Genomic DNA, 12,646 nt, shown 5'->3' on the forward strand with positions numbered 1-12,646 from the left:
GTCTGCCATATAAGGCTGCTATAAACCGGCGGGCACCGTCATCCCAAAAAGGTAGCGATTTGGCGAGCCGCCTTTCGCCCAGACCTGAATGCCCCAGCCAGCGACGCCGGAAAGCGTGTATCGAAGGTATCGCCGCAAAAACAGACCCGGCCTTCCAGCCACGGGGTGCTTCGTCTGTGTCCAGGCAGGCAGGCTGAATAGGCGCCGCGCGTCAGCGGGTTGCCTGACCAGTGAGACAGTATCACGTCGCCGGTCGTATGGGCTTCGAAGCCCGTCAGTGCCTCGACCGGCGCTAAAATGGTACGTAAATACCCCAGCGCTTCCGCGCCGGTGAAGCCTTCGACCGCTTCGGCCTGGCGGCCGGAAATGTAGAGGCTGATCAAGGGCTGGCCGGCGCTGCGGATATGGCAAAAGTGCGGCGGTGAGGCATCGAGCAGTTCCAGTGCCGTATCCGGTGCGATGCCGCGTGCCTCGAAAAACCCGGGCTCGACCTCGACCACGATCTTGTTCATATCCCCCATAACTAAACCGGCCAGGTGATCGGTCAGAGCCTCGCTGAACGGCGGGTCGAACGCAACATCACCGGATTTGAGTACCCCGAGGGAGCCGGTAAACAAGACATAGCGTGCAGTCCAGATATCGTTCTCCGCGCTGCGGACTTCCACTATGTCCTCTTGCGTCAAAATCTCGGCGATATGGGTGTCATATAGAATGCGGTCGCCAACGGCCTCAGCCATACTGGCTATCACCATGCCTATGCCCCCGTCGGGTTGCAGGCCGCCTACGGTATTTTCATCGGTCAGGAATTCGTGCGCCGATGGATAAACCGGTGGATCGACGCCATTCCACATCAGCCCAAACTCGGTCAGCACCTTGCGCCCTCGGGCATCCTTGGCCAGCTCAGGCAGAGGACAGTCAGGCACGGTGCCGGATTTTATGCCATGGGCCTTATCGACATCGAGCAAGCCCTCCAACCAGTCGCCGTCCGCCTGGCGCGCCCGCCCCCCTTCGTACAAGGTCAGGTTATCCGAACGGTCTTCGCGGTAGCCGATACCGTACTCTTCGATCAGTGCCTTGAGGGGCGTGCCATCACCATGCAGCCAATGCGCCCCCAGATCGACCGGTGTGCCAGTAGGCGTTGTCACTGTCGCGGCGCGTCCGCCGGGTTCCGATGCGGCTTCCAGGATAAGAAAATCGAGGCTGTGGCGCTGCAGTTCCAGCGCGGCAGCCAAACCGGCCATCCCTGCGCCAATGATGAGAATATCGGTCATGCGCCTACTTCATCCTGGCTTTGATAAAAACACAATATGGCGCCGTAGCGATATCATCCTTATCCCATTCTTACGGTAGGAGCGGGCACGCCTATTTTTATCTTACAGGATGCGGGGCCATGTTCCGGCAACTCTTAGGGCGGTCTTGGTGACCGACGAGATCACCAATCCGGTGAAAAAAGCAGACCGAGGCCTCATGATTGTTACGCTGCTTTCTGCCAGCGCCGTCGCTACTTCCGCCGCCGCGCCGACACGTATAGCGTCTGAACTCACCCTTAGCGAGCGCCTTATCAGCGGTTTCGATGGTCTGTGGCGGCACTTGAACACTTTGACGCCCCAAGCCCTGGCGCTTAATATCGGCATGAGTGTCGCCGTCGCGGGCGTGTGCTGGCTGCTTGTCTGGGGATCGCGTGCGGGATTGTTTTCTCTGCTGTCCCGGGCGCCAGGGCATGACGGCGAAGCCGGTCGGGCCTCCATCCAGAAGGCCTTGCGGCTGACGCGGTCAATCATCGTTTTTGTCTTCGTTCTGGCGGCAATCGTCATGATCGGCGGCATATGGGGGGTAGATGTCTTTGCCTTGATGTCGGCCAGCCTGGCGACGCGCCTGACCCATACGCTGGTCACACTCCTGATTGTCCTTGTCATTACGGCTGTGGCGTTCGAAACCGCGGGCGTTTTCATCGGGTATTTCCTGACGCGATTAAAGGCGCGCAAAAGTCTCGACCTCCGCCGCGTCGCACAGATAGATACGCTCGGTCCCATCATCCGGCGCACGCTCCAGGCAGCGATACTCGTGGTCGGTGTCATGACCTTCCTGAGCCAGTTGGGCGTCGAAATCGCGCCGCTTCTGGCGGGGGCGGGGGTAGTCGGCATTGCCATCGGCTTTGGGGCCCAGACCCTGGTGAAGGACTTCTTTACCGGCTTTTTCCTTCTGATCGAGGACGTGGTGGCTGTTGGTGACACGGTCACCATAGCCGGCAGCACGGGCGAGGTCGAGAACATGACCCTGCGCTATATTTCGCTGCGCGGCGGTGACGGCACATTGCATGTCTTTCCCTATGGCGAAGCACAGATCATTCACAACACCACCAAGACATTTGCCCGCTATGTGCTCGACCTGCCGATCGCACTGAACAGCGATATCGATCAGGCTATTGCCGTCATCAAGGCGGTCGGCGCCGATCTCAAGGCCGACGCCGTCTTCGGCTCGTTGATCTTGGAGCCCGTGGAGGTGCTAGGCGTTGATAGGTTGGCCGATTTCGGTGCGACCGTGCGCATACGTATCATGACAACGCCGCATGAACGCATAAAGGTCGGGCGCGAATTCAACCGCCGTCTGAAGGTGGCCCTGGGCGATGCGCAGATCGCCATTTCTCATAAGGGCGCTTACGCACCTTAACGGCAATCTTATCTTTCCGTGCGATTTTCAGATTTTTTCCTTAGGGTAAACCTGAGATTATAACGTGTCGATGAGACATCAAAGACAAACAAAGCCAGAGATGATTGAAACCATTGACGCATGTCACTGTATTCGATCTCTCTGGTTTTTTGCTGTGTGCGGATAAAAAAAACGGGCCTTCGCGGACCCGTTTAACGTAATATCCTAATAGGTGCTGGGCGGATCGCTGGCCGGGAAGCTGTCATCGACCATCGAATCGATCTGATGTTCATCCAGGTTGTTTCTGATCTTGCGATCGCCGCGCAGGCAGGTTCGTGTCGGCGTCATATGGAAAAATCCATTCAAAAAGCCGGAAATGAAGGTCGTAATCGTACGCATAATCCATCCTCCTGTGTAAGGCGGCGGCCAGGGTGCCAACGCCATGTCAGATTGTGGTACCTGCCTTCAGTGTATCTGCGACGGGATAAAGTCATTGTGACGAAGAGGCTTGCCGGGCGTAAGGCTATGATAAGCTTTGGCAGCAAAGCTTGAGTAGGGTGCGTGTTCGTGACATAGAAGCGGCCAAAGGAGTTCCGCATGATCACCGAAATCGCCACCATCCGCATCGACCCGGCCCAGGCTGATGCCTTCGAAGCCGCCGTCGCCAAGGCCGCGCCTTTTTTCGAAAGCGCGAAGGGGTGTCATTCCATGTCTTTGGAAGCGGTGATCGAGACGCCGGGGGTCTACAACCTGCGCGTCCTATGGGAAACGGTTGAACATCATACCGAGCTGTTTCGCTCCAGCGAAAACTTCAAGCAATGGCGGGCTCTGGCCGGTCCTTTCTTCATCGAACCACCCATGGTGGTCCACGGCGAAACCGTGAAGCAATATTTTTGAGATCCCGATACATGTCCGATACCGATAACGACACCCCCGAGCCCGCCCGCCTCAAGCGTAAGGCGCTTCTGACGCCGCTGGAATTTGCCCGCATCGCCGACCTGGCGTGGCGGACCGATCCGCGCGCCTCTCTGGCGCGCCAGATTTCCGAAGCGACCGGCGTGTCGGAAAGCTCCATAGAGCGGTGGCTTAAGGACGAACGTCATCCTGCGCCGGCCGAGCGTATTGCCGAAGCCTTGCGCCTGGCCGACAAGCGCATGCATGAAAATTCCGATTTCTTGTACAATGTCGCGATGACATTGGCGCAAAATCCTTCATAAATCCGGCCCATTCCACCACATATGGGTAAAAAGTTTGAATATTTGGGACTGATGGATTGATAAGGTAAAAAACATGAGCAATATTGCGCGAAACAGAAGAGGAAACGCGCATGCTGCTCAAGGACAAGGTGCTGCTGGTAACGGGCGGCTCAAAGGGAATCGGCCGGGCAATTGCCGTTGGCGCGGCGCGGCACGGCGCCCGGGTTGGCATCAACTATGCCGGTGACGAAACGGCTGCCCAGTCCTGCGTGGCGGAAATCGAAGCCGCCGGTGGCCAGGCCTTTGCCCTGAAAGGCGATGTGTCCGATGCCGCATCCGCGCCGGCCTTTGTCGCCGAAGCCGTGAAGCGGTTCGGCCGGCTGGATGCCTTTGTCAACAATGCCGGCATCTGTCCCTTTCATGCCTTTCTCGACATGCCCGCCGACGTGATGGAACGCACCATGCGCGTCAACCTGCATGGCGCTTATTACATGTGCCAGGCCGCGGCCAACCAGATGGTGACGCAAGGGGAGGGCGGCTCGATCACGGCGGTCAGCTCCATCTCGGCCTTGGTCGGCGGTGAATTCCAGACCCATTACACCCCAACCAAGGCCGGGGTTCTGTCGCTTATGCAATCGACCGCCATTGCGCTGGGCAAACACAAGATCCGCTGTAATGCGCTACTGCCGGGCACTATCCTGACCGATATCAATAAGGACGACCTGGCCGACACCGAAAAGCGCGATTACATGGAAAAGCGTATTCCGCTCGGCCGCCTGGGCCAGCCGGACGATCTGGCCGGACCCGCCATTTTCCTGGCCTCCGAACTGGCCGGCTATGTCACCGGCGCCGCTCTGCTGGTCGATGGCGGCATGTTCGTGAACCTGCAATAGAGGCGCGCCATGCGCTTCGTCGATGCCCATATCCATCTGTGGCAACTGGACCGGCTGCGCTATCCGTGGCTGACGCCGCCTTTTTCCGATGACGGGCCCAATGGCAGCGTTGAGGCGATTGCGCACACATATCTGCCGGCGGACTACCTGGCCGATGCGGCGGGTTTTCAGGTCGAAAAGGTCGTGCATATCGATGCCGGCGCCCATGCCGATGACGCCGTGGCAGAGACGCGGTGGCTGCAATCCCTCGCCGATGCCGGCGGTTACCCGCAAGCGATCATAGCCTTCGCCCCACTCAACGACCCCGACGTCGAAGCGCTACTGGCCGACCATACGCTAAGCCCCAATGTGCGCGGCATCCGTCATATCATTAACTGGCACGCCGATCCGCAGCGGACCTACACGCCGCGCAACCTGCTCGAAGACGATGGGTTTGCGCGCGGCTACGCCCTCTTGGCCAGGTACGGTCTGTCGTTCGATTTGCAAATCTACCCTGGCCAGATGCGGCAGGCCGCCGCGCTGGCGGCGCGTCATCCCGATATTCCCGTGATGATCAATCACATGGGCATGCCGGTTGACGCCGATAAGACTGAGTGGCGCACAGGCATGAAGACGCTGGCACAATTGCCGCACGTCGCGGTCAAGATCTCCGGCATGGGCTTTGTCGACCGGCAGTGGACGCCGGAAACCATGGGGCCGCTGGTGCGCGAGGCGATAGACATGTTCGGGACGGACCGTGTTATGCTCGCCAGCGATTTTCCTACCGACAAGCTGTTCAACAGCTACGCGAAAAGCCTAAAATTCTACGACGAGCTGACGGAAAAGTTCAGCCAAAGCCAACGGGACGCCATGTTCGCAGCGAATGCCGAACGTCTATACAGGATTTAGGAAACACCAATGAACCCGTTATTGGGCGTCTTTTTTCACTGGCTGGGAGGGCTCTCCTCGGCCAGCTTCTACGTGCCTTACAAACGCATCCGGCTATGGTCGTGGGAAATCTTCTGGCTAACCGGTGGCGTCTTTTCATGGATCATAGCGCCATGGATCGGCGCAATGATCGGTACACAACACCTGTTCGCCGTCCTCGGCTCGACCGCGCCATCCGTCATCTGGGCGTGCGTCGGCTGCGGCGCGCTGTGGGGTATGGGCGGGCTGACCTTCGGCCTGACCATGCGCTATCTGGGGCTTTCGTTGGGCATGGCCGTAGCGCTGGGCCTGACGACGGTTATCGGTACGCTGGGGCCACCGCTCGTCAACGGCACCCTGGGCGATGTTGCCGCCAAGCCCGGTAGTCTGTACACCTTCATCGGCATTGCCGTGGTGCTGGTGGCCATTGTCGTGGTGGCCCTGGCCGGTCACGCCAAGGAAAAGGAGCTGCCCGGCGAAAAGGAAGGCCTGAGCGAATTCAACCTCAGCAAGGGCCTCATGGTCGCCGTCTTCTGTGGTGTCATGTCGTCCTTCTTCGCCTTCGGTCTGGAACGCGGCACCCCGATCAAGGAGGCCAGTCTGGCCGCCGGGACGGGCGTTCTGTGGGCCGGTTTGCCGGTCATCTGCATCGTGCTGATCGGCGGGTTTGCCACCAATCTGGTGTGGAGCGGCTATCTGATCATCAAGAACCGCTCGGCGGGTGAATGGATCGGCAAGGCCCGGCCCGGCGCACCGGCGGAAAAAATTCCGCTTTTGACCAACTATCTGCTGGCCGCCCTAGGCGGCACCCTATGGTATTTCCAGTTCTTCTTTTACACCATGGGCGAAAGCCAGATGGGCCGCTTCGGCTTCTCCAGCTGGACCCTGCATATGGCGTCGATCATCCTGTTCTCGACCCTGTGGGGCTTCGCGCTCAAGGAATGGAAGGGTACGTCGGCCCGCACGCAGGGGCTGGTCTGGCTGGGCATACTGGCCCTGGTCGGCTCGACCGTCATTATCGGCTACGGCAACTATCTGGCTGGCCTCGCTGGCTGACACCAAGTTGTCGGTGATCAAAAAACAGGCCCGGCAGGATACCTGCCGGGCCTTCAGTTTGGATCATCAGGGAAAGCGATCCATAAACCGTGCAAATGGGCGTGCCGATCCGGCGGATCGAATTAGTAGGTGGTTCGCCCGCCCGACGTATCGAACACCGAAGCGGTGGTGAAGGAGCATTCTTCCGACGCCATAAAGCAGACTGTGGCGGCCGATTCGTCGACCACGCCCAATCGGCCCATAGGGATCTTGGAGCGCATGTAATCGACCTGGCTTTGGGGCAATTGCGCCAGGATCGGACTTTCGAACGTGGCCGGCGTCAGGGCGTTGACGATGACACCTTTGGTGGCCAGTTCCTTGCCCAGGCTTTTCGTCAGGCCGATCACGCCCGCCTTTGAGGCCGAATAGGCCGAGGCGTTCGGATTGCCTTCCTTGCCGGCCACAGAGGCAACATTGACGATGCGGCCGTAGCCGCCGTCCAGCATGTAGGGGATGACCTCGCGGCAGCAATAGAACAGGCCGTTGAGATTGATATCCATGACCTTCAGCCAGCTATCGACCGGAAATTCCCACACGGGCACGGTGGCGCCGGTGATGCCGGCCGAATTGATCAGGATATCGATCTTGCCGAGGATTTCGGCGGATTGTTTGGCGGCGGCCGCGACGGCAGCCTGATCGGAGACGTCGAGCGCCACGACACCGGCTGCCCCGATCTCCGCCTTGGCGGCTTCGAGCGCGTCGGCATTCAGGTCCCACAGCACAACGGCGCCGCCTTCGGCGACAATGCGCTTTGCCGCGGCCTTGCCCAGGCCCGACGCTGCGCCGGTGACGATGGCCGTGCGGCCCTTAAAGCGGTCGGTATAGATCACGCGATAATCTCCAGGCCGTCTAGGCTGAACGGAACGACGGTCTGCCGCTGTTCGCCGAGCGTGGCGATCCCGAGCGTCATGACATCGCCGGCATTGAGGTAGATCGGGTTGGGCTTCTTGCCTTCGCCAACGCCCGGTGGGGTGCCGGTGATCACCAGGTCGCCCGGTTGCAGGGTGATGAAGCGCGAAATATAGCTGATGCAGTGCGCGACATTGAAAATCAGGGTCTTCGTATTGCCGGTCTGCATGCGCTGGCCGTTGACGTCGAGGAACATGTCGAGATTATGCACGTCGCCGACTTCGTCCGGCGTCACCAGCCACGGGCCGGTCGGGCAGAAGGTATCGCAGCCCTTGCCCTTGACCCACTGAGAGCCGCGTTCCTTCTGGAAGGCGCGCTCCGACACGTCGTTGACCAGCACATAGCCGGCGACGTGGCTGAGGGCTTCGGATTCTTCGACATAGCGACAGGTCTTGCCGATGACGAGGCCCAGTTCCACTTCCCAATCCATCTTGGTGGCGTCGCGCGGCTTCATGACGTCGTCATGGGGGCCGCTCAGCGAGGTGACTGCCTTGGTGAAAAAGATTGGCTCCGGCGGCACGGGCAGGTTCGATTCGGCGGCATGGTCGGCATAGTTGAGGCCGACGGCGATGATCTTGCCGATACCGTTCACCGGTACACCATAGCGCGGCGTTCCGTCCACCACCGGCAGCGTGGCGATGTCGAGCGCCGTCAGTTTGGCCAGTTGCGACAGGCGCACCGTATCCGGCGTCAAGTCGGAGACGACGCCGGACAGATCGCGGATCTTGCCATCGGCATCGACGACACCGGGTTTTTCCTGGCCCTTGGGGCCATAGCGGCAGAATTTCATGGGAAGTCCTTTGGTAGATTTTGAGCCCTGGGAAGGTCTTAATGGGTATAGGGGCGATAAAGCTTGACGTCCGGGTTCAGTTCGACACCGAAACCCGGCTTATCCAGCGTGTTGACATTGAGGCGGCCGTTTTCCGGCACCGGTTCCCCGAGCAATTGCGGATGGAACATTGGCGCGACGTGGTCGGCCTTGGGCGCCATCATCAGGAATTCGGCAAACGGCGAATTGTGGCGTGTGATGACGAAATGATAGCTATATACGGACGATCCGTGCGGGACGACCATGATGCCCTTGGCATCGGCCATGGCGGAAATCTTGAGCAATTCGGTGATGCCGCCGCACCAGCCGACATCCGGCTGGATCAGGTCGCAGCAGTCCATCTCCATCAGCATCCGGAAGCCCCAGCGTGTGGCTTCGTGTTCACCGGTGGTAACCAGCATGCCGGCGGGAACATTCATTTTGAGTTGCTGATAGCCCCAGTAATCGTCCGGAGAAATGGCTTCTTCGATCCATTTTAAGCCGTATTCATGACAGGCATGGGCCAGCTTGGTGGCGTAATTCACATCGAGGGCCATCCAGCAGTCATACATCAGCCAGAAATCATCGCCGCATTTACTGCGCATGTCGGCGAGCAACTCGACATTCTTTCTCAGGCCCTCGTCGCCTTCGATCGGACCGTGCAGCAGGGGCAGCTTGCCGCCAATAAAGCCCATCTGTTTGGCCAGGTCCGGACGCGCGCCGGTGGCGTAGAACTGCAATTCATTGCGCACCGCGCCGCCCAGCATGTGATAGACGGGCTCGCCGCGCAGGCGGCCCATCAGGTCCCACAGGGCCAGGTCGACGCCGGAAATGGCGTTCACCACAATGCCCTTGCGGCCATAATATTGCGAGGCGAAGTACATCTGGTCCCAGATGGTTTCGTAATCGAAAGGCGAACGGCCTTCGAGGAACCGCGCAAAGTGCTTTTCGACCATATAGGCCGCCGGTTCGCCGCCGGTGGTCACCGCGAAACCGGTCGTGCCGTCTTCACATTCGATTTCGACGACCAGCGTCCCCAGTACATTGATGCCAAAGGATTTGCGGCTCTGGCGGTATTCCGGATAGCGACCCATGGAGGTCGCGATATGGTTATCAATCCAGTGGCCTTCACCCTGATCGTGATAGTCGGCCCCGCCGCCGCCTTCACCACCCTTGATAACCGAGGCGCGGACCTGTTTAATTTTTGGATATCTAGACATAATCTCACCATTTGGGATAAAGCTTATCCCGAGCCCTGTTCGCAGACAATAAAGCGTGTTATTGTCCCATTATCTAGATTTGAGTTCTACAGAATGAAACAAATGGCGTCAATTGAGAATGTGTCCGAGGAGTCTGACGACGCCGTCGCCAAAACTCTGGGTGGCGCTCAGACCCTGGTGCGGGGTCTTGATGTCATGATGGCCATCGCCGCCGGGGCCAAGACCTTGCCCGACCTGTCCGAGGCGATCGGACTTACGCGCTCGACGACCCACCGCCTGGCCACGACCCTGGTCGAGCAGCGCTTTCTCAATTTCACGCCCCGCGTCGGCTATAGCCTGGGGCCGCGACTGCTCGAACTGGGGCACCTGGCGTCGCGCAATATGAGCCTGCCCCGCGTGGCGCACGACTACCTGCTGCAGCTGTCGCACGACAGTGGCGACACGGTGCATCTCGGCATTCTGGAAAAGGATCAGGCGCTGTATCTCGACAAGATTTCCGGCTCGCGCCGCATCGAGATTTCGTCGCGCATCGGTGAGCGCCAGCCCCTGCGGTCCACTGGCATCGGCAAGGCACTGCTGCTCGATGACACCGAGGAGGCGTGGAAAGAGGTCTACGCCCGCGAAGCCAGGCAGTTTCCGGCCTATCGCGTTCCGGAGACGGAATGGCTTGAGCGCATGAAGGCCTATTCTGCCGCCGGATATGCGCTGGATCTCGAAGAAAATGAAGATCGCATCCGCTGTGTGGCGGCGCCTATTCGCGACGCGGCCGGCCGGATCATTGGATCGATCAGCGTTTCGTCGGCGGCGCAGTATCTGGACGATACCCGCATGGAAATCCTGAAGCGCCAGGTTCTGGATACGGTTCAAGCGATTTCCAGCGAGTTCGGCTGGCGCGCGCGTCGATAAGACCTCAGGGTCAGCGGCGCGGCAGGATGGATCGAACCAGACTGGTTATCGCCACGGTGATGCCGATGCCCGCAATGACGGTAAGGGCGATATTGAGCAGGTCGTCTGTATCCGGTTGCGTGTCCGGAACGCCTTCCGATCCGCCAAGGGGGCGCTTGGCCTGAAGCGGCAGGTTTACAGTACCCATGGCCGGCGCATCGCGCGGCGTCCAGTCCCATACGCCCGGATATTGGCTTTCGGGCTCAAGGGCATTGGGAGGAAACGGCGGGCGTGACAGCGGACGCGTGGCAGTTGGCAATGATAATTCGGGCATCGAACTACGCTCCTGATGACGGAACCGAAACCGATAATACGCCGATTATAAAATAAGTCATCAATCTTGACGTGCACGTAAATAAAATGGCGTAAGCGTTTGTTTCCGCGGCGGCTTCCCGTGTGACGGCCTGCTCCCCTTGAACCTGACATGCACCCCTAATCGTTCCGAATATCGGAACGAAGGGATTTCTTCCATGAAAATTGGAACATATTTTTACATATTCGCATTATCGCATCCAAAATCGTATCTTTATGTGGACGTGCCGTGTCGTTATATGTTACGAAATGTTCCTAACAGGCGTCGATCAAGGCTCACGATCATGCCAATGTCAACGGGTGAGGGAGGGCGCGAATGGTGCGGTTAAGCACACTGGCCTCGCAATATGGGAGTGTCGCCATGCTTGCGGCTGCGGTCGTGGCATCCGGTGCGTGCGCGCAAACGGCAAGCCCGCCGTCGACCGACAGCGGCATGGCCCTGACCCAGGCAATGGAATTGGCCCAGGCCGCCATCGCCGATTGTCAGGCGCGAGGCTATCCGGCCAGTGCCAGCGTGGTGGATGACAAGGGCGTGGTCAAGACCACCCTGCGCGCCGATGGCGCCATGAAGCCGCCGGTCGCCGCACCGTTAAAGGCCTTTACCGCCTTCGTCTTTGATCAACCGGGCGCCGAGATGGAACTGCGCGAAAAGAGTGATGCCGCTTTCAAGGCGCAGATCGATGCGCATAAGGACATCTACAACGACCACGCCGGATCGGTCCCCTTGCACGCAGGCGGCAAATTGATTGGCGCCTTGGCGGTGGCCGATGTGCCGCATGAGGTTGCCGACGCCTGCGCGCGCGCTGCGGTCGTCAGATATCCGGCCATCGGATTGAAATAGAATGTACCGCAAGACCTATTATGCGACGTCCCCGGCGATCATGGCGGGCGCCAGCAATGCCGACCTGTGTGACAACTATCTGATCGACGGGCTTTTTTCACCCGATCGGGTGGTGCTGAACTATCTGCACCAGGAACGCATGGTCATCGGCGGGGCGATGCCGGTAACGACGCCGGTGCGTCTGCCGGTATATGAGGAGCCGGAATCGAACCGTGGCAAGCCCTTCCTGCATCGCCGGGAAATGGGCCTGGTCAATGTCGGCGCGGGCGCCGGTCGCGTCACGGTCGATGGCGTCGCTTACGTACTTCAGCCGCTTGACGGCCTGTACATCACGCAAGGGGCGCGAGAGGTCGTATTCGAAAGTCTGGAGGCGGCCGGCGCGCGATTTTACCTGGCCTCGACGCCCGCCCACTGCGGCTTCACGACCCAGATGTTCTCGATGCAGACCGCTGTGCCGATCGAGCGCGGCGCGTTAGCAAGCTCAAACGCCCGGACCATTTATCAGATGGTGACGCCGGATGCCTGCGCGTCGGCACAACTGCTGTTCGGTCTGACCATTCTCAGGCCGGGCAGCGTGTGGAATACCATGCCACCCCATTTGCACGACCGGCGGTCGGAAGCCTATTTTTACTTTAACCTAAAGGACGACGCGCGCGTGTTCCATTTCATGGGCGAGCCGGACAAGGCGCGCTCCATCGTGGTCGGCAATGAAGAGGCGGTGATCTGTCCGCCCTGGTCGATCCACATGGGGGCTGGCACATCAAGCTATGCGTTTATATGGGCCATGGGCGGGGAAAACCTTGACTATGGCGACTTTAATGAACTGGATATCTGCCAACTGGCCTGAGCCCGGTTGCCGCCGTCCGCTGGCG

At 59.5% G+C, this 12,646-nt stretch carries 15 protein-coding genes; 9 read left to right on the plus strand and 6 right to left on the minus strand.

Features of this window, described 5'->3' with window-relative positions:
- Window positions 1–38: 38 nt before the first annotated feature.
- Complete coding sequence (locus AEAC466_RS30085) at window positions 39–1,271, minus strand: flavin monoamine oxidase family protein (RefSeq protein ID WP_023457508.1); 1,233 nt, start codon at window positions 1,269–1,271, stop codon at window positions 39–41.
- Window positions 1,272–1,419: 148 nt separating this feature from the next.
- On the opposite strand from AEAC466_RS30085, the gene AEAC466_RS43675 reads away from it, so the two are divergent.
- Entirely contained in the window at window positions 1,420–2,670 is a 1,251-nt protein-coding gene (locus AEAC466_RS43675; RefSeq protein ID WP_162148936.1) for a mechanosensitive ion channel family protein, read from the plus strand.
- Window positions 2,671–2,874: 204 nt separating this feature from the next.
- Here AEAC466_RS43675 and AEAC466_RS30095 read toward each other — a convergent pair whose 3' ends face one another.
- Window positions 2,875–3,048 carry a hypothetical protein gene (locus AEAC466_RS30095; RefSeq protein WP_023457510.1) on the minus strand — a complete coding sequence of 58 codons (174 nt, stop codon included), beginning with the start codon at window positions 3,046–3,048 and terminating at the stop codon, window positions 2,875–2,877.
- A gap of 198 nt (window positions 3,049–3,246) precedes the next feature.
- On the opposite strand from AEAC466_RS30095, the gene AEAC466_RS30100 reads away from it, so the two are divergent.
- The 5 genes from AEAC466_RS30100 to rhaT all read left to right on the plus strand — a co-directional run bounded on the left by AEAC466_RS30100 (window position 3,247) and on the right by rhaT (window position 6,700).
- Window positions 3,247–3,546: an antibiotic biosynthesis monooxygenase family protein gene (locus tag AEAC466_RS30100; RefSeq protein ID WP_023457511.1), complete on the plus strand. Its 300-nt coding sequence runs from the start codon at window positions 3,247–3,249 to the stop codon at window positions 3,544–3,546.
- Window positions 3,547–3,557: 11 nt separating this feature from the next.
- Entirely contained in the window at window positions 3,558–3,866 is a 309-nt protein-coding gene (locus AEAC466_RS30105; protein WP_023457512.1) for a transcriptional regulator, read from the plus strand.
- Between the two features lie 110 nt (window positions 3,867–3,976).
- Entirely contained in the window at window positions 3,977–4,738 is a 762-nt protein-coding gene (locus AEAC466_RS30110; protein WP_023457513.1) for an SDR family NAD(P)-dependent oxidoreductase, read from the plus strand.
- A 9-nt stretch (window positions 4,739–4,747) separates the two neighbouring features.
- Window positions 4,748–5,626 (plus strand): amidohydrolase family protein, encoded by an 879-nt coding sequence (locus tag AEAC466_RS30115; protein WP_023457514.1) that lies wholly within the window; start codon window positions 4,748–4,750, stop codon window positions 5,624–5,626.
- Between the two features lie 9 nt (window positions 5,627–5,635).
- Window positions 5,636–6,700 carry an L-rhamnose/proton symporter RhaT gene (gene rhaT / locus AEAC466_RS30120; protein ID WP_023457515.1) on the plus strand — a complete coding sequence of 355 codons (1,065 nt, stop codon included), beginning with the start codon at window positions 5,636–5,638 and terminating at the stop codon, window positions 6,698–6,700.
- Window positions 6,701–6,822: 122 nt separating this feature from the next.
- On the opposite strand, the gene AEAC466_RS30125 is transcribed toward rhaT, so the two are convergent.
- From AEAC466_RS30125 to rhmD, 3 genes are read right to left on the minus strand one after another with little or no spacing between them, the layout of a single operon-like run.
- On the minus strand, window positions 6,823–7,569 hold the full coding sequence (locus tag AEAC466_RS30125) for an SDR family NAD(P)-dependent oxidoreductase (protein ID WP_023457516.1): 747 nt from the start codon (window positions 7,567–7,569) through the stop codon (window positions 6,823–6,825).
- A complete protein-coding gene (locus tag AEAC466_RS30130; protein WP_023457517.1) occupies window positions 7,566–8,438 on the minus strand; it encodes a fumarylacetoacetate hydrolase family protein in 873 nt (290 codons plus the stop codon). The genes AEAC466_RS30125 and AEAC466_RS30130 overlap by 4 nt, the downstream gene beginning before the upstream one ends.
- A gap of 38 nt (window positions 8,439–8,476) precedes the next feature.
- Entirely contained in the window at window positions 8,477–9,676 is a 1,200-nt protein-coding gene (gene rhmD / locus AEAC466_RS30135) for an L-rhamnonate dehydratase (RefSeq protein WP_023457518.1), read from the minus strand.
- A gap of 102 nt (window positions 9,677–9,778) precedes the next feature.
- Between rhmD and AEAC466_RS30140 the strand changes: the two genes are divergently transcribed.
- Window positions 9,779–10,582 carry an IclR family transcriptional regulator gene (locus tag AEAC466_RS30140; protein WP_023457519.1) on the plus strand — a complete coding sequence of 268 codons (804 nt, stop codon included), beginning with the start codon at window positions 9,779–9,781 and terminating at the stop codon, window positions 10,580–10,582.
- 10 nt (window positions 10,583–10,592) lie between these two features.
- Here the strand turns inward: AEAC466_RS30140 and AEAC466_RS30145 are convergent, their stop codons facing one another.
- The gene (locus AEAC466_RS30145) at window positions 10,593–10,895 is read right to left on the minus strand and encodes a hypothetical protein (protein WP_023457520.1); all 303 of its coding nucleotides are present in this window, start codon (window positions 10,893–10,895) and stop codon (window positions 10,593–10,595) included.
- A gap of 354 nt (window positions 10,896–11,249) precedes the next feature.
- Here AEAC466_RS30145 and AEAC466_RS43680 point away from each other — a divergent pair, with 354 nt between their 5' ends.
- Window positions 11,250–11,774, plus strand: coding sequence for a GlcG/HbpS family heme-binding protein (locus AEAC466_RS43680; RefSeq protein ID WP_023457521.1), 525 nt, complete (start codon window positions 11,250–11,252; stop codon window positions 11,772–11,774).
- 1 nt (window position 11,775) lies between these two features.
- Window positions 11,776–12,621, plus strand: a complete 846-nt coding sequence (kduI, locus tag AEAC466_RS30150) for a 5-dehydro-4-deoxy-D-glucuronate isomerase (protein ID WP_023457522.1) — start codon at window positions 11,776–11,778, stop codon at window positions 12,619–12,621.
- Window positions 12,622–12,646 lie beyond the last annotated feature (25 nt).

Source organism: Asticcacaulis sp. AC466 (genome assembly GCF_000495815.1).
Classification (GTDB): domain Bacteria; phylum Pseudomonadota; class Alphaproteobacteria; order Caulobacterales; family Caulobacteraceae; genus Asticcacaulis.

What these genes read in the sequence shown, in the direction of transcription:
- AEAC466_RS30145 (WP_023457520.1), bottom strand. Translation starts at nt 10,895, where the DNA reads ATGCCCGAATTATCATTGCCAACTGCCACGCGTCCGCTGTCACGCCCG.
- AEAC466_RS30130 (WP_023457517.1), bottom strand. Translation starts at nt 8,438, where the DNA reads ATGAAATTCTGCCGCTATGGCCCCAAGGGCCAGGAAAAACCCGGTGTC.
- AEAC466_RS30095 (WP_023457510.1), bottom strand. Translation starts at nt 3,048, where the DNA reads ATGCGTACGATTACGACCTTCATTTCCGGCTTTTTGAATGGATTTTTC.
- AEAC466_RS30140 (WP_023457519.1), top strand. Translation starts at nt 9,779, where the DNA reads ATGGCGTCAATTGAGAATGTGTCCGAGGAGTCTGACGACGCCGTCGCC.
- AEAC466_RS30085 (WP_023457508.1), bottom strand. Translation starts at nt 1,271, where the DNA reads ATGACCGATATTCTCATCATTGGCGCAGGGATGGCCGGTTTGGCTGCC.
- AEAC466_RS30115 (WP_023457514.1), top strand. Translation starts at nt 4,748, where the DNA reads ATGCGCTTCGTCGATGCCCATATCCATCTGTGGCAACTGGACCGGCTG.
- rhmD (WP_023457518.1), bottom strand. Translation starts at nt 9,676, where the DNA reads ATGTCTAGATATCCAAAAATTAAACAGGTCCGCGCCTCGGTTATCAAG.
- AEAC466_RS30105 (WP_023457512.1), top strand. Translation starts at nt 3,558, where the DNA reads ATGTCCGATACCGATAACGACACCCCCGAGCCCGCCCGCCTCAAGCGT.
- AEAC466_RS30110 (WP_023457513.1), top strand. Translation starts at nt 3,977, where the DNA reads ATGCTGCTCAAGGACAAGGTGCTGCTGGTAACGGGCGGCTCAAAGGGA.
- rhaT (WP_023457515.1), top strand. Translation starts at nt 5,636, where the DNA reads ATGAACCCGTTATTGGGCGTCTTTTTTCACTGGCTGGGAGGGCTCTCC.
- kduI (WP_023457522.1), top strand. Translation starts at nt 11,776, where the DNA reads ATGTACCGCAAGACCTATTATGCGACGTCCCCGGCGATCATGGCGGGC.
- AEAC466_RS43680 (WP_023457521.1), top strand. Translation starts at nt 11,250, where the DNA reads ATGGTGCGGTTAAGCACACTGGCCTCGCAATATGGGAGTGTCGCCATG.
- AEAC466_RS30100 (WP_023457511.1), top strand. Translation starts at nt 3,247, where the DNA reads ATGATCACCGAAATCGCCACCATCCGCATCGACCCGGCCCAGGCTGAT.